This is a genomic window from Segetibacter aerophilus, assembly GCF_007991655.1.
Taxonomy (GTDB): domain Bacteria; phylum Bacteroidota; class Bacteroidia; order Chitinophagales; family Chitinophagaceae; genus Segetibacter; species Segetibacter aerophilus.
Map to the genome: position 1 here is coordinate 399,686 of NZ_BJYT01000002.1, position 25,263 is coordinate 424,948.

General features: G+C 39.9%; 18 protein-coding genes. 11 read left to right on the plus strand and 7 right to left on the minus strand.

Annotated elements, in window-relative coordinates; all coding sequences use genetic code 11:
- Positions 1-87: 87 nt before the first annotated feature.
- Both SAE01_RS05190 and SAE01_RS05195 read right to left on the minus strand, forming a co-directional pair.
- The gene (locus tag SAE01_RS05190) at positions 88-1,674 is read right to left on the minus strand and encodes an OmpP1/FadL family transporter (protein WP_147202592.1); all 1,587 of its coding nucleotides are present in this window, start codon (positions 1,672-1,674) and stop codon (positions 88-90) included.
- A gap of 88 nt (positions 1,675-1,762) precedes the next feature.
- On the minus strand, positions 1,763-2,530 hold the full coding sequence (locus SAE01_RS05195; protein WP_147202593.1) for a hypothetical protein: 768 nt from the start codon (positions 2,528-2,530) through the stop codon (positions 1,763-1,765).
- A gap of 141 nt (positions 2,531-2,671) precedes the next feature.
- Here SAE01_RS05195 and proS point away from each other — a divergent pair, with 141 nt between their 5' ends.
- From proS to SAE01_RS05220, 5 genes are all read left to right on the plus strand, one after another.
- Positions 2,672-4,150, plus strand: a complete 1,479-nt coding sequence (gene proS / locus SAE01_RS05200; protein WP_147202594.1) for a proline--tRNA ligase — start codon at positions 2,672-2,674, stop codon at positions 4,148-4,150.
- Positions 4,151-4,389: 239 nt separating this feature from the next.
- Positions 4,390-6,015: an ABC-F family ATP-binding cassette domain-containing protein gene (locus tag SAE01_RS05205; RefSeq protein WP_147202595.1), complete on the plus strand. Its 1,626-nt coding sequence runs from the start codon at positions 4,390-4,392 to the stop codon at positions 6,013-6,015.
- Between the two features lie 138 nt (positions 6,016-6,153).
- Complete coding sequence (locus SAE01_RS05210) at positions 6,154-6,411, plus strand: DUF6364 family protein (protein WP_147202596.1); 258 nt, start codon at positions 6,154-6,156, stop codon at positions 6,409-6,411.
- Positions 6,411-6,836 carry a type II toxin-antitoxin system VapC family toxin gene (locus SAE01_RS05215; RefSeq protein ID WP_147202597.1) on the plus strand — a complete coding sequence of 142 codons (426 nt, stop codon included), beginning with the start codon at positions 6,411-6,413 and terminating at the stop codon, positions 6,834-6,836. Before SAE01_RS05210 ends, SAE01_RS05215 begins: the two co-directional genes overlap by 1 nt.
- A gap of 211 nt (positions 6,837-7,047) precedes the next feature.
- Entirely contained in the window at positions 7,048-10,530 is a 3,483-nt protein-coding gene (locus SAE01_RS05220; RefSeq protein WP_246113162.1) for a DUF8818 domain-containing protein, read from the plus strand.
- A gap of 224 nt (positions 10,531-10,754) precedes the next feature.
- Here SAE01_RS05220 and SAE01_RS05225 read toward each other — a convergent pair whose 3' ends face one another.
- Positions 10,755-11,750 carry a DUF8428 domain-containing protein gene (locus SAE01_RS05225; RefSeq protein ID WP_147202598.1) on the minus strand — a complete coding sequence of 332 codons (996 nt, stop codon included), beginning with the start codon at positions 11,748-11,750 and terminating at the stop codon, positions 10,755-10,757.
- A gap of 38 nt (positions 11,751-11,788) precedes the next feature.
- Here SAE01_RS05225 and SAE01_RS05230 point away from each other — a divergent pair, with 38 nt between their 5' ends.
- From SAE01_RS05230 to SAE01_RS05245, 4 genes are all read left to right on the plus strand, one after another.
- The gene (locus SAE01_RS05230) at positions 11,789-12,517 is read left to right on the plus strand and encodes a ribonuclease H-like domain-containing protein (RefSeq protein WP_147202599.1); all 729 of its coding nucleotides are present in this window, start codon (positions 11,789-11,791) and stop codon (positions 12,515-12,517) included.
- Between the two features lie 120 nt (positions 12,518-12,637).
- Entirely contained in the window at positions 12,638-12,826 is a 189-nt protein-coding gene (locus tag SAE01_RS05235) for a CsbD family protein (RefSeq protein WP_147202600.1), read from the plus strand.
- Positions 12,827-13,034: 208 nt separating this feature from the next.
- Positions 13,035-14,777 carry a PKD domain-containing protein gene (locus SAE01_RS05240; RefSeq protein ID WP_147202601.1) on the plus strand — a complete coding sequence of 581 codons (1,743 nt, stop codon included), beginning with the start codon at positions 13,035-13,037 and terminating at the stop codon, positions 14,775-14,777.
- 238 nt (positions 14,778-15,015) lie between these two features.
- The gene (locus SAE01_RS05245; protein ID WP_147202602.1) at positions 15,016-15,330 is read left to right on the plus strand and encodes a hypothetical protein; all 315 of its coding nucleotides are present in this window, start codon (positions 15,016-15,018) and stop codon (positions 15,328-15,330) included.
- A gap of 42 nt (positions 15,331-15,372) precedes the next feature.
- Here SAE01_RS05245 and SAE01_RS05250 read toward each other — a convergent pair whose 3' ends face one another.
- From SAE01_RS05250 to SAE01_RS05265, 4 genes are all read right to left on the minus strand, one after another.
- Positions 15,373-16,431 carry an SGNH/GDSL hydrolase family protein gene (locus tag SAE01_RS05250; protein WP_170234080.1) on the minus strand — a complete coding sequence of 353 codons (1,059 nt, stop codon included), beginning with the start codon at positions 16,429-16,431 and terminating at the stop codon, positions 15,373-15,375.
- A 98-nt stretch (positions 16,432-16,529) separates the two neighbouring features.
- Positions 16,530-16,940 (minus strand): hypothetical protein, encoded by a 411-nt coding sequence (locus SAE01_RS05255; protein ID WP_147202604.1) that lies wholly within the window; start codon positions 16,938-16,940, stop codon positions 16,530-16,532.
- 17 nt (positions 16,941-16,957) lie between these two features.
- Positions 16,958-18,310, minus strand: a complete 1,353-nt coding sequence (locus SAE01_RS05260; protein WP_147202605.1) for a vanadium-dependent haloperoxidase — start codon at positions 18,308-18,310, stop codon at positions 16,958-16,960.
- Positions 18,311-18,650: 340 nt separating this feature from the next.
- Entirely contained in the window at positions 18,651-19,634 is a 984-nt protein-coding gene (locus SAE01_RS05265) for an aldo/keto reductase (RefSeq protein WP_147202606.1), read from the minus strand.
- Positions 19,635-19,709: 75 nt separating this feature from the next.
- Between SAE01_RS05265 and SAE01_RS05270 the strand changes: the two genes are divergently transcribed.
- Complete coding sequence (locus SAE01_RS05270; protein ID WP_147202607.1) at positions 19,710-21,536, plus strand: glycoside hydrolase family 9 protein; 1,827 nt, start codon at positions 19,710-19,712, stop codon at positions 21,534-21,536.
- A gap of 366 nt (positions 21,537-21,902) precedes the next feature.
- Complete coding sequence (locus SAE01_RS05275; RefSeq protein ID WP_147202608.1) at positions 21,903-24,893, plus strand: flagellar hook assembly protein FlgD; 2,991 nt, start codon at positions 21,903-21,905, stop codon at positions 24,891-24,893.
- Positions 24,894-25,263: the final 370 nt, after the last annotated feature.

The window sequence follows — 25,263 nt, forward strand, 5'->3', positions numbered from 1 at the left end:
ATCAATGAGGCTGAATTGATTAGTAACTGAAATAAAAAGAAAAAGCGCTCCGCTAATGCGAGCGCCTCTTTAAAAGTTTTGTAGTACTTATAGTTTGAAACCAACAGTCATCACAACATTTCCACGCGTATTTTGCTGCGTAGCAAAAGTGTTTGGTTTATCAGTTAAACGATACGGGAAGTTTACGTCTTTAGTTATGTTATGAACATAAGTGAGATCGATAAACATTCCATGATTGCGATAACCAAGTCCACCAGTGCCTTGAACGATGCTTGACTTTATTTGCTCGCTACCGGGAGCGGTTTGAGTTTTGTATGGATTTGAATAATACGCGCCGCCCAATCTAAACATGATGGTATGCAACTTCAATTCTCCACCTAACCTATAATTCAAAGCTCCTTTATACTGCTGATTAATTATTGTTTTAATCTGGCTGTAGTATTGCTGATCTTCTGTTGTTATGGTTTGACCATCAGCCCTAAAGTTTGAACCGCTATAGCCAACGTATTCAACATCTGCAGTTATAAAAGCCCTTTGTTTACGCGTGTCGTTAATTTCTCTAAAAACATACGACGCACTCATAATTAATTTCAAAGGAGATGTAGCAGTGTACTTGGTAACACCCTGTTGCCCATTAGTGAATAAACCAGAGCTTGCGCTAAGCTGACCATACCTTGTATATTTTTCGGAATTGGTTGTGATACCCGCACTTTCTTTGTCGGTCAGACTGTAGTAAGTTGGCGTTTGCACCGATAATCCTAAGCGTATATATTCAACAGGTTTGAAGATAACACCCAGCTTTGCATTAATACCAAATCCTTTTGTTGATAAGGTGTCATCGTGCTGAAAAAAGTTGAAGTTATTGTTTGGATCAGTGGTGGGATCAGATTCTCTAAAATTGGTAATACGTTGATAGTTCACAATCGGAAAACCAAGGCTACCACCAACATAAAATTTATCATCCATATTTGCTGCATAGCCCAACGCCAATTCATAAATTCCCCCTTTAGTTGTGACTGTCTTCTGTTGAGTTAGCCCAATACCTTTTTCTAAAAGAAATTCAGGTAACGCTTTTATCACACTTATAGAATCAGCGCCATTCGGATTTTTAACTTTAAACACATCTACCAGGTATGTGTAAATAGCAGGGTAAGATCCAAAAGCATAACGTGGGTTATTAAGTGTTCCACCTATATCGATGTTATTGGCTGAAATCTCTTCAGCATATTGCTCAGCGAAACTACTTTGACTGTTCGTGCCTTTGTAGGTTATGGCATTATTGAAATTTGCTGTTTGATTAATGCCTATACTGAAGGCCTGGCTTGTCCATTTACTATATGGATTGTTGAAACCAATAACAAGTCCGGTGGTGCCTAAATCAAAACCTGATTTTTTAGCTGCTGCTGCAGTACCTCTAAAATCTGCTTTGTTATTATTAAAATTAAAACCCGGACTTAATACAATTTCTCGTGTTTTGTACAAACCCAATCCTGCCGGGTTTACAAAAAGAGAATTTATATCGCCTCCAAGTGATCCCATCGCTCCACCTATTGCCATGTTACGGGCAGAACCATGTTGTGGGAAATAGCTGTAACGTAAAATATCTTCAGGAGCTTGCGAGAAGGACGACAAAAGCCAAAAGGCTGAGCAAACGGTTAGTAGAAACTTTTTCATGGTATTTATGATTTAAAAAACCGTATTCAGAAGAATACGGTTTTTATTTATAGAATTGTAATGGCTCTTAAATGTATTTAAGAAGCTATTACCTTGGAGGCCGTGACACTCCGCCACCACTTGAACTTCCTGAAGAAGAGCTTCCGGAAGAAGATGATGACGATGAAGAAGACGACGAAGGTGTGTAAGTTCTTTGCGGTGCACTGTAAGTGTTAGTATTATTTTCGTTACTGTATGAACGAGCGTTTTCATTTGCAGAGAACACGCGCTTCAAAGTATTGCCAACTCCCTGGTTACTACGGTTAGTGTTACTGTTGGAATTATTGTAAAGACCATTTCTATAACCGTTTAGGTTAGGCCTGCTTACAGAAGGTGAAATGACTCTCGCCGGGTTCTTACTAATGTAAGAGGATCCATAAGAATTGTATCCATACTGAGGGTAATAAAGGCCGATGTTATTATAGCGATTATAATAGCCAAAGCTGCCATTGATGTAAGGATGGTAAAAGGTTGAATAAGGACTATACCAGTTATTCCAGACATACGAGTTATAGACATTGTTCCTGTAATAGTCGTAGTTATAATTGTAAGAAGGAACATAGCGGCTATCGTTCCAATATGTATAATCATCAATGCCCGCCCAACGATCTCTATTCCTGATTTTCATCCGAAGATATTGGTCGTCTTCTGAAGCCACATAGTCTTCGTACCTATCTCTGTTAACTGTCTTCTTTTGTACTCCTTCTCTTGCTGGGGAATAGTACACATCATCTGGGGTTTGACTTGCCTTGTAGGCTGATGAACAACTGGTTATAACAGCAGCCATCAAACCATAAAGTAGAATTTTGTATCTCATGGCAAAGGGTTTTTTAAAATTTTTATCTAATGTGAAGTTATTACTTTTGCGGCTATTGTATCTGCCTGATTATACTCAAACATTATTCCAAATGTTAAAAGTATGAGGTGCTTTTGTTAAGGTAAGAATAAAACTGATTTTATGGGTAAAGAAATAGCGTCGAGGAGTGAAGATTACTCGCAATGGTATAACGATTTGATAATTAAAGGAGGCCTTGCAGACTACAGCGCGGTAAGGGGTTGTATGGTTATTAAACCTTACGGATTTGCATTATGGGAGAACATGCGCGATGTGCTTGACAAGATGTTTAAAGATACGGGCCACCAAAACGCTTATTTTCCGCTTTTCGTGCCTAAAAGTCTATTTGAAAAAGAAGAAGAAAATGCTGAAGGCTTTGCAAAAGAGTGTGCAGTTGTAACCCATTATCGCTTGAAACTCAATCCCGAAAAAAAGGGTTCTTTGATGGTTGACCCAGACAGCAAACTCGAGGAAGAACTGGTTATTCGTCCTACAAGCGAAGCGATTATTTGGAACACATATAAAGGGTGGATTCAAAGTTACCGTGATCTGCCGTTGCTAATTAACCAATGGGCTAATGTGGTACGATGGGAGATGCGAACCCGGTTGTTTTTAAGAACAGCTGAGTTTCTTTGGCAGGAGGGTCATACAGCACACGCTACAGCAAATGAGGCGATTGCAGAAACAAAGCAAATGCTGGAGGTATACGCTACGTTTGCTGAAGAGTTTATGGCAATGCCTGTAATCAAAGGTGTAAAAAGCCCAAATGAAAGATTTGCGGGAGCAATTGATACTTATTGCATCGAGGCTTTGATGCAGGATGGGAAAGCACTGCAAGCTGGTACTTCGCACTTTTTAGGGCAGAATTTTGCAAAAGCCTTTGATGTAAAATTTAGCGATAAAGAAAATAAGCTGGACTACGTATGGGCTACAAGTTGGGGAGTAAGTACGAGATTAATTGGTGCCCTGGTAATGGCTCACAGTGACGACGATGGATTAATTCTGCCTCCAAAACTAGCTCCGATCCAAGTCGTTATTGTTCCAATTTACAAAGGCGACGAACAGAAAAAGGCGATCGATGAGAAAGTTAGCGGGATTGTAAGCGAACTGAAGCAAAAGGGAATCAGGGTCAAATATGATGATAACGAAAACTCAAGGCCAGGCTGGAAGTTTGCCGAATACGAATTAAAAGGAGTGCCCCTTCGTATCGGTATAGGAGCACGAGATTTGGCAAATAATGTTGTGGAGCTAGCTCGTCGCGATACAAAAGAGAAAAAAAGCTATTCAATGGAAGGACTTACTGATAGCATTGCAGACTTATTAGATGAAATTCAAAAAAGCATCTATAATAAGGCAAACTCTTTCCGTGAGCAAAATATTACTAACGCTGATAGTTGGGAAGAATTTGTAAGATTGCTTGATGAAAAAGCGGGATTTATTTCAGCGCATTGGGATGGAACAGGTGAAACAGAAGATAAAATAAAAGAACTGACGAAAGCCACTATCCGCTGCATCCCACTGAATAATCCGCAGGAAGAAGGAAAATGCATTCTTACTGGCCAACCTTCTAATGAAAGGGTTTTATTTGCAAGAGCCTACTGAGTCCATTTTAATTTTTATAAAGAAGCTGTCAGTTTTTCCCTGGCGGCTTTTGCTTTCAATATGATTTCTTTTCGATTCTTGGAGCGTGATTGAACTTCCTTCCGCATTTCTAATCTTCTTTTTAATTCTTCATCCCTTAATGTTGTTTTACTACTTTTGCGCGCGAAAGAGGAATAGATTAAAGCAAAAATCTATACAAATAATTCTTACCTCGAACAGTAATTAAAATAGTATCAGGAATGATAAGTGTAAAAAATGTAACACTTGCGTACGGCAAAAGAGTGTTGTTTGATGAGGTTAATCTAAACTTCATTAAAGGCAATTGTTATGGGGTTATTGGGGCAAACGGCGCAGGAAAATCAACCTTTCTTAAAATATTAAGTGGTGAGATCGAACCTAATAAAGGAAGTATTGAGATAACTCCCGGGGAGCGCCTCGCTATTTTGAAGCAAAACCAATTTGCTTTCGAAGAAGAAACGGTTATCAATACAGTCATGATGGGCCACCAGAAGATGTGGGAGATTATGCATGAAAGAGATGCCATCTACGCAAAAGAAGATTTTACCGAAGCAGATGGAATGCGGGCAGGTGAATTAGAAGGAGAATTTGGTGAAATGGGTGGATACGAAGCAGAAAGCAGTGCCGGAACATTGTTAAGCAGTCTTGATGTAAAGGAAGAATATCACAACAGTTTAATGCGAGACATTCCAGGTAACCTTAAAGTAAGGGTATTGCTGGCACAGGCACTTTTTGGAAACCCGGACATTTTACTTTTAGATGAACCTACGAATGGTTTAGACATTGAAACAATCGGATGGCTTGAAAATTTCCTCGCCGATTATCAAAATATTGTACTTGTCGTAAGTCACGACCGTCACTTTTTGGATACCGTTTGTACGCACGTTGCTGATGTCGATCGTGCGAAGATTAAGATTTATACCGGTAACTACACCTTCTGGTATGAGAGTAGCCAATTGATGGCTCGCCAGATGAGTGACAAGAATAAAAAGAACGAAGAAAAGCGGAAAGATCTACTTGACTTTATCGCGCGATTTAGTGCAAATGCTTCTAAGAGTAAGCAGGCAACTTCGCGTAAAAAAGCCTTGGAGAAACTTACTATTGAGGAAATTGAACCTAGTAATCGTAAGTACCCAGGAATTATTTTCCAGCAGCAGCGCGAGGTTGGTAACCAGATTTTAAACGTTGAAAACCTTAGTAAAGCTGTTGATGGACGTAAGCTATTTGATAAGGTTAGTTTCAGCATTAGCAAAAATGACAAGATTGCGTTCATCAGCAAAGACCCGCTAGCCGTCACCAGCTTTTTTGAAATTATTAATAGTGCTGTTAAACCTGACAATGGCAAATTTGAGTGGGGCACGACTGTGACAACAGCCTATTTGCCATTAGAGAATAATGAATACTTTCAGAACGATTTGAACCTGATGGATTGGCTTCGTCAATACGTTCCGTCCTACGTTACGGATGTAGATGAACCTTTTTTAAGAGGTTTTTTGGGAAAGATGTTGTTCACCGGTGACGAGATCATGAAAAAGACCAAGGTGCTAAGCGGGGGTGAAAAAGTACGCTGTATGATCAGTAGAATGATGCTTCAGAATCCAAACGTAATTGTCCTGGATCAGCCAACCAATCACCTTGACCTCGAAAGCATTCAATCCTTTAACGAAAGCTGTACGAACTTTAAGGGAATAGTATTATTAACCAGCCATGACCATACATTTATTCAAACCGTGGCCAACCGGATCATCGAACTTACTCCCAAAGGTATTATCGATCGATTGATGACTTTCGACGAATATGTCGAAGACGAGAGAGTTAAAGGTTTGAGAGAGGAAATGTACAAGTAGCAGTATTCTTATAGTATAACTTAAGCCACCTTTTCGGGTGGCTTTTTATTTGAGGGTGAATTATTGCAGGTAGAAAAAATGTACGTATAAAATTTTTTTTCTTGTAGTAAAGCTTTAATTTTGGTAAAAATGTGAGACATGGACAATAAGATAACATTAAGTTTCGATGCTAATATTATCAATAAAGCAAAGGAGTATGCCGAAGCAAATAATATAAGTGTGTCTCGCCTCGTCGAGTTTCTATTACAAAAAGTAACCACATCCGGTTATCATTCTCTCGAAGATTATCCTATTTCCGACTGGGTTAGCCAGGTTGCAGAAGGCGAGGCTACTTATCAAACTAAAAAAAGAAGCAATAAGTCTTTAAAGGACGAGTACTTCGCTTCGAAAAAATAATGAGAGTATTTGTAGATGCCAATATACTGGTATCAGTGTTGAATAAGGAATATCCTCTTTTCACCTACACTTCCCGTATTTTAAGTCTTGCAGATACCTCACACTACCAAATCTTTACCTCGCCTGTTTGCCTTGCTATTGCATATTATTTTGCAGAAAAAAAATATAAGGCAAAAGTTGCGAAACAAAAGATCCTAGTGCTTAGTGAACATATTCAAATCACTACGACTGATGCTTCGTCAGTGAAACAAACGCTGCAAAATGCTTCAGTTAAAGATTTTGAAGACGGACTACAGTACTATAGCGCTCTCAATAGTAAGTGTGTTTGTATTGTAACTGAAGACGTTCACGATTTTTACTTTTCTGATATCGAGGTGCTGAATAGTGATGGCTTTTTTCTGAAGTATATGTCGCGATCAAAATAAGGACGCTTTGTGTACGAGCTGCAAATCTTGGTTGAACCATTGTTGCGACGCATTTCGTTCATCTTTTGATTTTCGATTTAACTTCGCCCTTGAGTAAAATCGTCACGTTCAACAATCCCAAGCAGCTATATTCGTTTATATTTTATCTTAATTAATCATCTCAAAACAACCTGCTATCATTATAGAATAAATTTTACTTTGAAGTTTTCAATTGACCCTCACAAAATATATAGCGGTTTTTCTCTTTGGATTTTTACTGGCGCAAACTGTAAAGGCGCAGCCCTATAAGTACTCTAACCTTAGAAGTAAAAGGATTCCCGTTGTGTCACCCTTTACTGTCGATAGTCTCAGCATCGTTCCTAACACTTTTTTTATTAAAAATTTTGATACTTCTTATTACCTGTTAGATGCAGTAAACGCTACGGTTACTTTTAAAAAAGATTTAGCTGTTGATAGTATTGACATTTTTTACCGTGTATTTCCATATAGGCTAAATGCCGTCTCCAGGAGATTTACCTACGATAGTGTAATGAACAATTTCAAAGCACAAACGGGGCCAATGGGCAGAGGCAACCGTCCGGCAGGTACCGGCAGCAGTAGCTTGTTTGATTTCGGCACAATGAATTATAATGGAAGTTTTGGTCGCGCCTTGAGTTTTGGAAATAGCCAGGATGTAGTGGTGAACTCGCAGTTTAATTTACAATTAAGTGGATATCTAGGCGACAGCATTCACGTAGCTGCTGCTATCACAGACAATAATATCCCAATCCAACCGGACGGTACAACTCAACAACTCAACGAGTTTGACAGGGTCTGGCTTCAGTTCAAAAAAAATGCGTCGGAAGTAAATCTTGGAGATATCGACCTTCGTCAAAACAAATCTTACTTTCTCAATTTCTACCAACGATTGCAAGGCATCTCTTATAGTACCACATCAAAATTGGGTAAAAACAGTTCAAACAATATTCTACTCAGCGGAGCTATTGCTAAGGGTAAATTCACCAGGAATATTTTCCAGGGGCAAGAAGGAAACCAAGGCCCGTACAGGCTCAGGGGAGTCAATAACGAGATTTTTTTTATTGTTTTAGCGGGCACTGAAAGGGTTTTTGTTGACGGGCAAATGTTGCAACGAGGCGAAGACCAGGACTATGTTATCAATTATAATACGGCAGAGGTCACTTTTACCTCTCGCCGGATGATTACCAAGGACAGTCGTATACAGGTGGAGTTTGAGTATGCCGAGAGAAGTTTTTTAAACTCGATGTTATACGGTGCCGACGAGGTAATTATAAATAAAAAGCTGAGGATCAACATCGCTGCGTACAGTAATGCTGACGCCAAAAATTCTCCTATAAATCAAACCCTCGATCAAAAGCAGCGACAGTTTTTAAACAATATCGGAGATAGTATTCAAAATGCTTTTTACCCGACAGCTTCTTTAGACTCTTTTTCTACGAGCAAAATATTATATGCTGAAGTAGACACGCTCGTTGCAGGAGCCAAACAGAGGATCTATGTTTATTCTACCAGCAGGGATAGCGCTAAATTTAATTTAGGCTTTATTGAAGTGGGCCAGGGCAAAGGAAATTACATACCTGATTTTAATGGTGCAAATGGTAAAGTGTACAGATGGATACAACCATTAAACGGAGCGTTGCAGGGAAACTTTGAACCTGCAACATACCTCGTCACTCCAAAAAGACAACAGTTGATTACCGTCGGAGCAGTATACGAGCTCAACTCCAAAACAACCATTTCTTCTGAGTTCGCCACCAGCAACTACGACGTAAACGCACTGTCAACAAGGGACAAGCGCGACGACAAAGGATTTGCAGGTAGAATTAGCATGGGGCGAATTATGGATTTTAGAAATAGAGGCGGAAAAACGTTTCAACTAAGAGCGAATGGAGGCTACGAAGTAGTAGATAAAAACTTTCATCCGGTTGAACGATTAAGGACAGTCGAGTTTTATCGGGACTGGGGCTTAGAATACCAACCTGCTCTTGCTACTGAGCAACTTCCTTTTGCAAATATTGAATTGTCTGACTCTGCTAATAACAGTTTCAAGTTTCAATCATCGGCTTACTTGAGGAGTGACGGATATAAAGGTTTACGACAACTATTGGTGCATGAGCAGAAAATTGGGGGCTGGCAATTAAAGGACGTTTTTAACCTTACAAATATTAATTCTATCCAAAAGAGGGGCTTTTTTCTTCGACCGTCAATTGACATTAGCAAAGTACTTCCTAAACTCAAAAACTATGTGGTAGGTGGATCATATGCAGTAGAGCATAATGAGATCCACGATAGAAAAACGGATAGTGTTTCTGCACTAAGTTTTGCATTTACTACGGTTTCCGCCTACGTTAAGTCGGACCAGTTAAAAGATAATAGGTGGGGGATAACATATTTTACAAGGAGTGATAAAGTACCCTATAGAAAAAACCTGGAACAAGTTGACCGCAGCCACAACATAACGGTAAGTACAGAGTTATTAGCAAACTCACATCACCAGTTTCGCCTAAATGCCACATACCGCCAATTGCAGGTAGTCAATAAACGGCTCTCTAATCTTCAACCTGAGAATAGCATTTTGGGACGCGCTGAATATTTCATAAACGAGTTTAAAGGTTTTGCGGTTGGCAATGTTTTATACGAAGTCGGGGCAGGGCAGGAGCAAAGGAGAGACTTTAGTTATATCGAAGTGCCGGCAGGGCGTGGGGAGTATGCATGGAACGATTACAATAAAGATGGCGTACCGCAATTGAATGAATTTGAAATTGCGCTCTTTCCTGACCAGGCAAAATTCATCCGCGTTTTTACTCCAACTAACCAATTTGTAAAAGCTAACTACACCCAGTTCAATTATAATTTCTCCTTAAACCCAAGAACGCTATCTGCAGGTTTTAGAAATAAAAAGCTGGGAAATTTTATAGGACGGATAAATTTTCAATCATCTCTTCAATTAGCCAAGAAGGAGTTAGCTACCGGCTCTCTTGTTTTCAATCCTTTTAAAGGCGCTATCAATGATACTTCTCTGCTTACGTTAAGCAACATTTTTTCGAACACTGTTTCTTTTAATAGGTTTAGCACGAAGTGGGGGATTGATGTGAGCAACATTGCCAACTCCAACAAAGCGTTGCTGACTTATGGCTTTGAGAGTCGCCGCTTAGAAGAGTGGAGTCTTAGAGGACGATGGAACCCGGCGAAGCAGTACTCTTTTGAGATTATTCAAAAAGCGGGAAACAATTCTTTGTTTACACCAAAATTTGATAATCGCAATTATTTCATTCAAACCGTCAACACAGAACCTAAGCTTACGTACACAAGCGGAACTAATTACCGCTTGTCAACCAGTTACCTTTTTAACCAGAAAAAAAATAAGGCTGTGTATGGTGGAGAGAAATCTGTGAGTAATTCTCTTAATCTGGAGGGCAAGTTTAATTCGGTAAATAATACCAGCTTTTCAGGAAAGTTTACCTACACGAAGATTGATTACTTGGGTGCCGCCAACACAACGGTCAGCTATATTATGTTGGATGCCTTGTTGCCCGGCAAAAACCTGTTATGGAATTTTGACTTAACGAAAAGGCTTGGGAATAATCTCGAACTTAGTTTTCAATATGAAGGAAGGAAACCAGCTGAAACAAGAACGATTCACATTGGGCATGCTTCGCTAAGGGCAATTCTTTAAACGTTGTCTTCAACTTTCCAACCGCTAGGAGTAAAACTGAGCGCTCTCTCACCTGAAGATGAATAGAAATCTGCAAGTTGCAGTGAGTGACACAACGATGTTGAGAAGGGTTATAGCGGTCGCTAAATATCAATCTTTTTAATAAACCTTTAAAAATGGTTCAAAGTAAAAAGGCAGGAGAAGATTACTCCCCCTGCCTTTTGTTATATTTTTTTAAATCGGGACTATCCGAACAATCCACCTTTTTTTAAAGTCTTTGTGCCTTCACCAATTTTAAAACCGTTGTGGTAAACTTCGATTTTATATTGACCTAGCTGGTATTTAGCCTCTTGCTTCCAGTCGAAGCTAACAGCAGATCTTTTACCTTGCTCGTAAGGAATATTTACTTTGTTTGTATAGGTTTTTGTTCCTTCCTCGCGGGTATCAAATGTACCGCTTCCACTTGCCATAGTTACAGGGCGACCATCAGGTGCAGTAACTGCAACATAAAGCTCTTTGTTACCTGTTGTAGCAATTCTGTTTTCATCTACATCAAAAGAAATTCTAAGCAAGTCAACTCTTTTTGCAGTTGTGGTCTCCTTTTCTTTACCATTACCTTTTACGCGCAATGGAGTAATGTTCAAATTACTTGCATGAAGTGTAGATGCTACATCTTCAACTTGTTGACGAGCTGTTTCAGTATTTGAAAGGTTTTCCTCTAACTGGCTTTTCTCAGTTGACAGTTGTTGCTTTTCGCTGTTTAGTCTTCTGTTTGAACTAGCTAAAGTTTGATTTTCACCCTTCAGTCTCTGAATTTCGGCATACATATCATCAATACGCATGTTCAGTTGGTTGATCAAACCTCTTGCCCTGTCCAACTCGGCTGCAGTTGCATTTTTGCGCCCGGTAATTGAAGTGATTTGTTTCTTCAAATTGTTGATCTCACTTTGTCTTTCTGTCAAAGCCCCTTGCAACTGGGTGTTATTACCAGTGGCAGAATCTAATCTTGCTAACGCCTCGTTGTACTGATTTTGAACTTCGTTACGAGCAGAGTCAACGTTTGAATATTGCGTCTGCAATTGATTAATAGATTCATTAGATTTACTTTTATCGTAAATAATGTATCCCCAGGTAGCCAACAATGCAGCAATCAAAACTCCGTAAATTATTTTACGGTCATCTCTTCTTTTAGGCGTTGGCTGCTGTGGGTTTGTTGCAGAGTATTCAGGATTGTAGCTCATAGTTTTTGATGGTTTACTTTTAAATAATAAAGAAGATTTTGAATAATATACAAGCGCTATTTGATTTGTTCTTACTTGACATTGAAACTGTACCCCAATACCCTGATCACACTTCGTTGCCACAGGAAGGGGCTAAACTTTTTTTCGACAAAATTTCAAAAACAGTGCCAGAAAACTTCGATAGCGAAGAAGTTTATAAACAGAAGGCTGGAATATTCGCAGAATTTGGAAAGATCATATGTATATCCACAGGCTTTTTTCACAATGATGCTAACGGCAATACGTATTTGAAAATAAAAAGTATTTACGGCGATGACGAGGTAAGCATATTGAAGCAGTTTGTTGAGTTGACAGATAAGTTCTGTAAACACAAACCGAAGTTTCAGTTTGCCGGTCATAACATTCGCGAATTCGATGTTCCTTATATATGCCGGAGGATGGTGATAAACCAGATACCACTACCAGCCTGCTTACATATTTACGGCGCTAAGCCATGGGAAATTTGTATGAGTGATACAATGCAATGGTGGAAATTCGGGGATTATAAAAATTACACCTCACTTCATTTATTGGCTTCAATACTGGGCGTTCCTACATCGAAAGATGATATCGATGGCAGCATGGTGCAAGATGTTTACTACAAAGAAAAAAATATTAAACGGATTGTAAGCTACTGTGAAAAAGATGTAGTTGTTGTAGCGAGGATCATTCAAAGATTTAAAAATCTCCCTTTGATCGAGCAGGAAAATATTGTTTTTGTTGATTAGTCGAAACGAGGAAATTGCCTTAAAAATAACAAAAGCTTCAAATGGTTTACAGACTTACACCATGGTTGACGATAGTGGTTTTGGCATAGTTTTTTAACCCTTTCCATAAAATGTAATACTATGGATAAGTTAGAGTTTAAAGGAGACATCAATGAGTTTAAGGGGAAATTAAAACAAGCTCATGGTGGTTTAACGGATGACGATCTTGAATACGAAGAAGGAAAGGATGATGAATTTTTTGGAAGGTTGCAACAAAAACTTGGAAAAACAAAAGATGAAGTTGTAGCCTGGATCAGGTCATTAGGATAATATAAATTGAAGGTTATGTAAGGGATAGGTTTTAGAAGCCTGTCCCTTTTTTTGTCTCTAAAACTATTCGCCACTAACCCTAAAAGCCATAGCCATACCCGTAATCTACATTTCTAGTTAGTAAAAGGTGTTTCACGTTGTGCCCGTGTCAAGCAATAGCAATATTTCAATTTGGGTACCGTTCTAGCTCTTTAAACACCCACTTTTGATGAGAGCTCTACAAAAAATTGCATTAGGATCAACTTTTTTCTTCGCATCGCTTCTAGTTGCAACACAATCGAACGCACAAATAAAAGCTGCTTTTTCTCCAAACAAAAGCACGGTTAGTTGTTCTACTGAACCTATTTCTTTTTCCGATAATTCAACCGGCAATCCTACATCATGGAAATGGAATTTTGGAGATCAGTCGACTTCAGAAAGTGCCAATCCAAGTCACCAGTATTCAAAGCCGGGAAGATATACGGTGAGTTTAGTTGTAAAAGATGCACTACAACAAAGTGATGAGTTTACTTCTACTGTAGTCGTTTTGGGACCAACTGTTCGGTATACAAAAACCTTCGATAGCGCCTGTTCAACGATTAATATAAAATTTAGCTCGAAGGCAACAGGTTTAGGACCTCTAACGTATAGTTGGGACTTTGGTGATGGGAAGGCTAGTTCTTCCATCAGTTCAAACGTAACCCATTCTTATAAAGGGGCTTCAAGCTACTTCGTAAATCTTACAGTAAAAGACACGAGCGGTTGTACGGCAAAAGCGAGCGAAACCCTTGGTTTTGGTTGTGTGACTCCTGTGCCACCAACTACTCCGGGCGCAATGGTAGCATCAAGAGAATGTACTGACCAGTTTGGTTGGACGAACTATTATGCAGACAATAACACGCCAGCAGATACGAAGGATGACGTTCTCCTTTTGTCAATCCGTAAAAACGGCAACAATATCGGAAAGATCGGGGATGGTACTTTCAGCGTAAAAGTAGCAGCGACGGAAAAGGCAGGAAGTTCAGGAGCTATTCTTCTCAATACACCGTCTATTTCTAACCCGAGCGGCTATTATGTGATGAACAGGTATTGGGTTGTACAACCAACGACGCAGCCTACTTCTCCTGTTGGTGTTCGTTTTTACTTCAACAACCAGGATATGGCGGATATTAACGGATCTTATCCTACACACGATGCCGAATTTCAACAGCTGATTTTTTATAAAACAAAAGATGGCAATCCTGATCCTTCGACAAGCTTATCAGGCGTTACCGATCTAACATCAATTTTTCCGGGTTCTGAACCAGATGAAACTCATTGGACTTATAATTATATCGGAGCAGGATCGTATGCAGCAGAATTTAATGTCACAAATCTTTCGGGTGGTGGAAGTGGGGGCGTAACACAAAACAATGAAACACTTCCAGTAAAACTGGTATCGTTTACCGGTAAGCCAGAAGGTGGTGGAGTTAAATTGAATTGGACTGTGTCATCAGAAATCGGTTTAGATAGATATGATGTTGAAGCGAGCGAAGACGGTAGAACGTTCTTCGGTATAGGCAAGGTAAAAGCGAGAGGATCCTTAACATCAAAAAGTAACTATAGTTTTAATGATGACAAAGTGAACGCGGCAAAAGCAAAGTTTTATAAATTGGTTATGGTGGATAAAGACGGAAGAACAAGTTCTAGCGAGGTAATTAAAATTGCACTTTCTGATGTAGGAACTACGCTTTCCGTTTATCCGGTACCTGCCAATAATTATTTGACAATAGTCCCTAAAAACATAGTCAATAAAGCTTTCACAGCGGAGGTCTATAATTCACTTGGATTAAAAGTTTGGCACCTTAATAAAACTACTTCTGGTGGCTCTATACAGGTAAACACTTCTAACTTACCAAATGGTAGGTATAAGACAATCATCTTTACAAATAGTGAAAAGATTGGTGAGGCAAATTTTGTAATTCTTCGGTAAGGTTTAGAACAATTGGGGCAGGTTTTCAAAAACCAGGAATAGAGCATTTTCTCTTTCCTGGTTTTTTCTTTTTTACCATAGGTCCATCAAGCGCTCTTCTCATTATTTCATGCTGTTGTCGAGTACCCGTTATTTTAAATTGTAACCCATTTTAAATAGTGAATATCTTCTGTAACGATGTTGACAAATATTTCTAATGGCCTATTTGAAATGAAGGGGATTTAAGTATTTTTAATTTATGGAAGCACACTATGAAACCCTTTCGACTATTTATGAAATTGTAAAATCTGACCCCTCTCCACATACGTATTTGTGTACTCCTCACCAGATAATTTTAAGTCAACCCCACGACTGGTTGTCTATCCAGAAACATCTTGAGTTTTTAGCAGCGGAAAAGCTTGTTATTATCAAGCAACTTGATAAAATAGCTATATCGATTACTGCCGCAGGAATTGTAAAAGCTAAGGCTCTAAAAAATAATTTCGTTAATAACAATTTCTCGTTTCAAAATGAGGCAAACCAGTTTTCGCCTTCTAAATTGAAACCCCTCTAACTATATAAGACGACGGACAAGTTGCATCTTTAATGCCCCTTTTTATCGCAGTAATTTCTTAAAGAAGGGAACTAATTCTTTAGCCAATATTGCATGGTCTTCTACGCTTGGGTGTCCACTACAGCCATGTGGTTGCATAGGTTGAAAAAAGTATGTCGCCACTTTTTTATCCGCAGGATGTGAGCCATTAATTCTTTCTTTTACCGTAATGAGGCATCTCTGAAGGATTGCCCTTGAGTTTCCGTTAACCATAGCACTACTAAGCAAAGCAATTTGAGCCTTTGGGTATTTTGATTTTACCAATTCAACAAACTTTACATACCTATTTACAAACTCACTACTATCAAAAGGCAAGCGCTTCTTGATGCCATCACCATTGCTAAAGTCGTTAGTGCCTAAAGCAATACTTACCACTTGTGGGGTAAATAAGGCAAAGTTCCATTGCCGCTGGCTTTTATCCTGGAAGTCTACTTTCTCATATACCTGCGGCATAGTTGGAGAGTCGCTGTTCCAGTTGCGATACATTCCGATACCGCTAACACTGCTTAAGATAAAACCAGTGCCCAATAATCTTGCTACTCTTGGTCCGTAAGCCATGTAGGCGTTGTGCTGGTCGTGGTATTGGCCATTGCCGCAAGGAACTTCGGATGCATCTGCAGCAGCACCGCAAGTGATACTATTACCGATAAATTCTATTAATGGAGCCTTGGTTTCTTCAACAGGCTTTAAATTGTCACCTGCTATTTTTCGAATAAATATTCCACCGGTATGTGCTTCCGTCGCTTTGTAAATCCATACTGTGTGGCGCCCATTTGTTTGCGCTGTGATAGATATAGGATCGGTAGAGCTACCTGTAATTTTTATCCTTTTCTGATACTGTCCATCCAGTTCGTATTGCAGGTAGTTATGACCTTGCTTATTCTGAATGGAAGCATCAATACTACATTCAGTTCCGTCGAAACTAAAACCGAAATGCACAGCGGAACTAATCAATTCAAGGCCCTGTTCGTTGTTTATAGAATACCTGCCATAAACCTTCAAAGCTGAAGGGTCTAAAGTGTTCTTGTTACTGCTTATTTGGAAGAGGCACAGCCAAAGCATAGAAGGCAAAAAACTATGGCAACGTTATTTCTTGCTCGTATCATATTTCAAATTATAATCTTGTTATGCAAGATTAGGAAAATTTCGAGCCCATTGAATCAAGACTTTTTGATACAACCTCTTTGCACTAAAGCCTCGTTGAGCATGTCATTAAAAGCCTGCTTTTCACTTTTGGAAGCCAGTTGATTTTTCATTATATCATCCAGGCTGGTATGAATACTATCAGCAAGCAAAAGACTTTGTTTCAACATTATCTCCTTCTGTTGGTTAAAAGCAATGAGTCTTGATTGTAGCCTTGTTGTATCTGCCTGCTTACTTCTTTGCATCAGCGTGTCTTGTGTAAAACGGAGTTGATTCGCCAGTTCAAATCTTTGTTCTCTTAACGTCATTGCCCTGCATTCTAAATCAGCAAATTTGTTAACAAGCACCTTTACATTAGTCTTTTCGTCTTTGCAGGAAAAAGCAGTTAATAATGTTGTTAGTAGTAAAAAACGTTGGATGGCTTTCATAAATATTACTGGTAATACTAACGAATGTTTTTAGGCCAATTAAGCGAATTGATAACAAAGCTTCCCACTGCACGTCCTTGTTCTAATCCTTTGACGTTATCCTCTGCGTAATGAATTCCGCCGTACAAACGGGAGTTCGCACATTCCTCAGCCATCTCATTGAAATTGTTGTAGTGGCGAGCAGCAAAACCGTATTGCAATTGGCTATAGTCGGTAAAGTTGTAGTCGCCGCTTCCGTTGGTAAACATTTCGTTAAACACTTTTGAGCCAGCACCAATTTCAACAGAATGTCCCGAAGTAAATGCAGGAAAGGCCGGGGTGCCAATAACAGTAGCAAAAGAAGGGTCGATGTATTGCTTGATATAGCTTACAGGCCTGATTAGAACTGATTTGTACTTTAATTTCCAGCAAGAGACGAAGGCATCGTTTTCGGCTATACACAATTTTGCATACGCGACTGATGACTTTTCCAGCGTTGCATTATTCTCTTCTAATAACTGCGTAATGATGTTAAACGTATGGCCAGTCGGAGTACACGTATTAAAAGGATCATCAGACCAGTATTTTGTTATTTCAACCTGTTGAGGGGTGTTGCGTTTTACCTGGTTGTAAACTTCTAAAGCTCCTTTATAAAAATCAGATGTTGGGCTTGTAGAGAATTGTGTAGGTTGATATAGTTGAGTGTTTGCTGTACTTGCTTGGATAAACGGACGATTGTTGCCCCAATACGGACTGATGGGATGCAACGTAGCATTTGTAGGTACCCAGCATGAAGGATCAGGAGGCATATTATAAGGCAATTGAAACGGATCTAAATACGCTTCGTGCCCACCATCGTTCAATGAATAATTGTAGATAGCTTCTGCAACCTGCTTTCCAAATTGTATTGATCGGCTAACCATTTCGGGAGTAGAGCCCACAGACATTTCTTTCAAATTTGCCTGTTCAGTGCTGTCTATGGAAGCTGCGTTAACAGCGGTTATTTTTTTAGAAAACATTTTCCTCATCATATCTGCTGTTGCAGCGTTTGATGCGATGCCCCAGTTGCAAGGAAGATTTTGTGGTAACTGCGGAATATCGCTGGCAGCTAACCCGTTTAATTGTCCCCCTAGGCTTTGTGCACCTGGGATACCTTTTACAACTGCTTCATAATTTGCAATCCCAACATATCCATAGGCGCGTGCTACTTCAGGAGGAAAGAAGCCGGGAGTGGATTTAGAGATTTTACAAAGTAAGGTGAAGTAATTGCGGACGTATTTGCCTGAGTAAGTATAAGTGGCCCCTGCTGAATACTCATCGTTGCCATAGTATTCTTTTGTACACGCAGAGAAAATAAATAACAATAATAGACAGGGTAAAAGTTTTTTCATAATAGAATATTAATACCCTTATGACTGCTTTTACTTTGGTGAGGTTGCACGTTGCAAGGCATTTACCTGCTTATGAAAATTCGTTTTAAAAACACTTAAACCTTCAGGCTATTAATAAAATATTCAGATAAAAACTTGTAGTAGATCTAATGAAAATTGTTGTTGAAAAACCTGTAAGCACTCTTCTACAAAAGCTGCCTTTTTAAGTGAAAGTACAAGTGAGTGACACAAGGATGTTTAGTAAAGAACAAATGTTTGTACACAAAAAAGCTCCAACTTTTGTGTCAGAGCTTTTGGTTAAAACTTATTAAAAAAGCTTTTTAATAAACTTCCTGTTTGGTTAATAATGGCCGCGAATGATTGGTTTTATTTTCTCATCATACAAGCTGCGCAGCTTACCATGTACGTCTTGCGGCAAGCGGGGCAGAGCCGATGCAGCTACATTGCTTTCGACCTGCGAAACCTTTGAAGCACCGGGTATAACAGTGGTCACCTCAGGATGATCAAGTATCCACCTGATAGACCACTGGGCCATCCGATCATCGGGTAATAAATTTTTTATTTCGCGTGACAATTCTACACCTTTTGAAAACTCGATACCTGAGAATGTTTCGCCTGCATTAAATGCATCTCCATTAGCATTAAAGTTGCGGTGATCTTTTTCTTCAAACTTCGTATGCTCATTAAATTTGCCTGTTAATAAGCCGCTGGCAAGAGGTACGCGAACGATTAGGGCTACATCTTTTTCCTTCGCTTTCGCGAATATTTCATCTGCAACATGTTGCCTGAAAAGGTTGAAAATAATTTGTAAAGAAGCCAATCCTTCCTGCTCGAGGCAGAGCAGTGCTTCTTCACTGGTCTCCACGCTTACACCCCAATGAGCTATATACTTTTCGGTTTGCAACTTGCGCAGGTGATTAAACACTTCTCCCTTGCGCAACTCCTCAGTTGGAATGCAATGCAGTTGCTCAAGAAACAATTGCGGAACGTCAAGATTCTCTAAAGAACTTTCTACCTGGCGCTTCATGCCATCATAAGAAAAATTTGCAGGCCAGCCAAAACCTTCGTCGCTCCTTCGACCAAGCTTCGTGGCAACGTACAGGCTCTCGTTGACTGTTTTTTTAAATCTGCCAATTACTTTTTCGCTGATGCCCATCCCATATACGTCGGCGGTATCAATGAAATTGCCGCCCGCCTTAACAAATGCCTGCAAGATTGTAAATGCTTCTTCATCATTTACAACTCCCCAATCTGCGCTTCCCAATTGCCAGGTGCCAAGACCAACCTCTGATATCTTTGTTCCTCTAAACGAACGGTACTGCATGATTTTATTTTAAAATTAGAAATTGAATTAATACTTAAACGACAACCAATATATCTTCGTCACAACTTCAACATCATGAGACATTTCTCCACCCGATGCTTTGCCATCACTTTACTGTTCACCCAACAAGCAAAAAAATTATTCCTTTTACTTTCTATACTAGCCGGTTTTGTTGTTTCATTTTCCCAATCGATAACAGTAAGCGATCGCATTAAGTTGAACCAACTAGGCTTTTATACCAATGCTCCTAAAGTCGCAGTTATCACCAGGGAAACAAACAGTCAACGTTTCTTTATTACAAATACAAACCTAAAGGATACTTTGTTCAGAGGAAATTTGGGCATTGAAATGCAATCAAAAAATTCATCTACCAAAACAAAAATTGCCGATTTTTCTTCATTTCATACTCCCGGAACTTATGTCGTGTTTGTTCCGGGTATTGGTCACTCTTATGTTTTTGAGGTTCGTCAAAACGTAAATCATTCAGCCGCAGTTGCAGGTTTGAAGGGTTATTATTTCCAAAGAGTTTCGATGCCGCTCGAAGAGAAGTATGCAGGTAAGTGGCATCGTTCAGCCGGTCATGCAGATAATGCTGTTTTTATCCATCCTTCGGCTGCAAGCAAAGAACGTCCTGAAGGAACTAAAATAGCTACTCCGGGTGGATGGTATGATGCAGGAGACTACAATAAATACATTGTAAATAGCGGTATCACGATGGGAACGATGTTGTCAGCCTATGAAGATTTTGCGGCCTATTTTGATACATTGAAAACAAACATTCCTGAGAGCAACGACCAGGTTCCCGATCTATTAAACGAGCTGATCTACAACCTCCGTTGGATGCTGACAATGCAGGATCCAAACGATGGAGGAGTGTATAACAAATGCACGAACGCCTCTTTTGATGGAATGGTAATGCCGGGGATAACATCAGCGCCTCGCTACGTTGTTAAGAAAGGAACGGGTGCCACACTCGACTTTGCTGCAGTAACTGCACAGGCAGGGCGGATCTTAAAAAAGTTTCAGAAGCAACTACCTGGTTTAGCTGATAGTTGTATGAGGGCCTCGGTAAAAGCATGGCAGTGGTCGGAGAGTAACCCGGCCATGGAGTACAATCAAAATGCAAACAACCAAAAGTATGAGCCGAAAATAACAACCGGAGGTTACGGTGACCGATCGTTTACTGATGAGTGGACATGGGCCGCAGCGGAATTGTTTACAACAACTGGAGACAAGAAGTACTACGACGTTTATATAAAGCAGAAGAAAGACAGCATTTCTTTACCGTCATGGGCCAGTGTAGAGTTGCTTGGCCATTACACATTAGCACGTTTTCAAAAGAAATTACCTGCTTATGTTCAAAGCAATGTTCAAGGAGTTTCAGCTCAAATAACCAGGTTAGCAGATCGATATATTTCAAACGTTTCAAGTAATGCCTTTCGGACAATAATGGGTCAGTCGGCAAGAGATTTTAACTGGGGAAGCAATTCAAATGCAGCAAACCAGGGCATTGTTTTAATCAATGCCTACCTGCTTACTAAAGACAAAAAATATATCGACAATGCGCTCACCAATCTCGATTATATTCTTGGACGAAATGCCACCGGCTACTCTTTTCTTTCGGGTGTCGGCAGTAAGTCCATCATGTATCCTCATCACCGGCCGTCAGTGGCTGATGGAGTTACAGAACCTGTCCCCGGCTTGTTATCTGGCGGACCAAATCCCGGAAAGCAGGATAAGTGTGCCGGCTACGAATTTTCTGAACCCGAAACTACTTTTCTTGACCAGGATTGTTCCTATTCAACCAACGAAATAGCCATCAATTGGAACTCGCCTTTTGTTTATTTATCGAATGCAATTGAGGCTTTGCAATACAACGTAAATTATAGTAGCAGGAAGTAATTTTTGGGCCGGCATTTTTTAAATTGAATCTTCTGTTGCGTCGCACACTTGTACTTTTTAATCTTTATTAAGCTTGACTCTAGATTATATAAAGCGGAAGTTAAGTCCAGTTCCACCATTATCAGTTGTTCCCGGCTATGCTGCAAAACGGGACGTGCTACAATTTCTGTTGATGGTACAACCACACAGTTTACTATAAAGTTTGGTTTTCACATAATGGTCGAAAGATATTTATCTGTAAGATCATTAGACGATCGGGATGAAAGTACGTAGACAATGGGATTAAGATTTCGCTTTAAATTTCTCCGCGCTCGCCGTCAGGATCAAATAATATTACATTTGGTTGGCAAGTAATATATCATGAAAATGAAAAATATAACAGCCTTATTGTTAATCTTCTTGTCTCTCCAGGTAGGGGCGCAAGTTGTAAAAAGGCTTGAAAAATTAAATTCTCCCGCAGGGCAAGGATCACCGGTAAACGGGCACAATCCCAACAGCTTTACGCTCGCTTCTACTGTCAGAACAAGTGCGGGGGTTTACAAAACAGACGGTACTTTAGTTAGAACGCTTTGGAGTGGTATGACGAAACCGGCAGGAACTTACGCGGTCAAATGGGACGGTACAGATGATCTCTTTAATACATTACCTATAGATGAATACAATGTAAAGGTGCTCAGCAACCATGTTTCCTACGATTGGCAGGGCGTAATAGGCAACACTTCAACCTTTCAGACGGGCAATAGAGTGCATAGATCACTTGATCCAGCTATTGGGATAGTAGTTGTAAACAACAAGGCTTATTACTGTGTCGGGTATGGTGAGGGTGAGAGTGGCAATGGAATGTTTGCGCTAAATAACATACAGGAAAAAAACAACCCAATGCCCTTTGAAACGTCGGGGCAAAATAGCGACTTCATGGCAACTGATGGAACCATGATTTATTGGGCGGGGTACGACGCCTTTCAACCCCATCATTCTTTCGTTTTTGCAACTAAGGTAAACGACAGGAGTGAAGTGAAGTTTTCGAAGGGTATAAATACCCCTGTTAAATATGCTCACACTTATGCAAGTGCAATTGGTTATCGAGATGATGCGAACGGAAAAATATCAGGGCTTGCAGTAAGTAGTGGCTATATTTTTATTTGCAGGAAAACACTTAACGAAGTGTTGGTACTGAACAAAGTAACGGGGGCTGTAGCCCAAAGGCTTACTTATACTACACCATCGGCAATAACCATATCTAATACAACATTGTGGCTCTGTACTGGCACGAACACTGTTTCTAAGTACACAATCAAATCAGACGGATCTCTGACAGCTTCGGGTACAGTTATAGACGGTTTTATTTCGCCTATAACAATGGCTAATAACGGTAACATTGTTGCCCTCGTCGATGGTGGAAGCAGCCAACAAATAAAAGCCTTTGATGTAAATAGTGGCCGCGCTTTGTGGACCCTTGGGCAGGTTGGAGGTCATATTAGTTCACCAGTGGTGGCAAATGATAGATTTGGCTTCTGGAAATTTGACCCCGAAAATGCTTCAAAGCAAGGTTTTGGCGCAGTAGCTTTTGCTCCTGATGGTTCTTTTTGGGTGTGTGATCCTGCTAATTATAAGATTGCTCATTTTGCCGCCAATCGAACATACATAGAAGGCATTCTATATACCGGCCGGTCCTACAGTCTTGCCGTTGACGTTGTAAATCATACCAGGGTGATTAATAGCATGCACGAGTACAAGGTAGATTACACGAGTCCTATTAAAAGTAGTTGGACCTACAAGTATAATTGGCAGGGCAATGTCACAAGTAACTACGACATGCTTTATCAAATAAGACACATGGCGACTTTGAGTAATGGTAGAACATATGCAATGATGAAACGTAAGTCAGATGGTAGAGCCGAACTAGTAGAGCTTGATCCGGCAACGGGCATTAGATATACAGGACTTATTTTTTCGAGTACAGCCAAAATATATGCAGATGGTTCAATTGGTGAAATGCAAAATAGTGGTGTAAATGAAAGGCAGTATTTTAAGAAGAGAACACTTATAGAATTTGTTGGTAGAGACCCTGTTTATAGTGGCGCAACGACAATTGCAACTCACACAAACACAGCTAGAAACGAACCAAGAAATGCAAGCATAAACATATACCCGACTGAAATCACATCTTCTGGCATTCTTACGCTTTATAAAGGTGGAAGAACGGTTGGCGAAACAAGCAGCTATCACCTGGGAGGTTTGGATGTGAGTACAGAAGCAGTAAAATGGAAAACTGCACTACCGACGTTCGATGAATATCAAGGGCCTTTCCCTCACAACGGCGACTTTGAGGTGGGTAACTTTGGTGGAAATGATGGCGGTCAAGGCGATGCGGCTATGGCAATTGAGAAGAGCATTTTCACTCACTATTACGGTGAGTTCTGGAAAAATGGGCAGACTAATATCTTCAATCATTATTATGAAAACGGGCTCTTTGTAGGACAATTTGGAACAACTTCGGATGATGTTACAGAAAAAGCTGCAGCCGGGATGGCTGGTAATGCTTTTTCGCCGGTAGTAGTAAAAGTTGGACAAGATTATTATATATATCATAATGACGAAAGTTATCATGGCGGCACACACCGTTGGAAGATAAGCGGCCTCAATACCGTAACTCTACAAACAATTCCTATTACAAGTAACTTTGTAAGAACAAGCGAAACTCCTGCTTTGCCCGGTGTTGATTTAATGGCGGGATTGCCCTATCGAAGTGTACTGCCAGGAAGAGTTGGCGCAATAACACGGACACCCGCAACAGAAACGAGGCGTTGGCAGGTAAAAACAAATTCTTTTACTTATCAAAAGCGTAATAGCTACGATGTGTATTTTGAGTATTCCGAAACAAATAAGTCAAACAGCACGATTGATTTTAATTTGGGTAAGAACTCAAGCTTGGCAAATTGGAGCATTACCGGAGAAATCTCTTACGCAGGAGCAGGCGCTAACTCCCCGGATAACAATGGAACTAATCAATACCTCGATGTTTTAGATAATGCCGGAAAAATAATTGTAAGAATTTACAGAAAAATTAGCTACACAAATTTCTACACCACTCAGTATGCGAACAATACCGCCATACTATCCCAGCCTGACGAGGTATCACGAAAGTTCACATCTCATCTGCAGCCGATTAAGATTGCAAAATCAGGAGGCAATATAATAGTAACCTACGCAGGACAGCGAGCAGTCAGGGTTGCCGCTTTCGATCCAACAGCAGACATTCGGAGCCCGGCAAAATTACAAGTGAAATGCACCAACGATGGAGGGGGGCAAGGCAAGAAAGGATCACTTCACCAGTTCAGATTTTTCACTAACTAGCTAAGCCAGACCAGGTAAAGTTTAAAGACTATTAAACGTGGTTTCACGTGTTGTTACAGAAGTATATGTTTTGTTTCAAAATAACTATGTCTGGTTCTGGGCTTATACCAATTAACATCACCGAAACGAGACCTAATAACTAAAAAAAGGTTTGAACAAAAAAGAAGACAATTATGCTGAAGCGTAATAATTTAATCCAATGAGCGAAAAAGAGGCAAAGAAAGAATTCATTAATTTTAGAACAGAATTATAAGAATCCATTTATTTCTCCTGCCTAAATAAAACTATGGCTTCAAGAAAGTATAGACCTATTGTGATGAACCGGAATAAAAAGCCGGCCAGAACATACACTATTTTAAAAAGGGTGTTG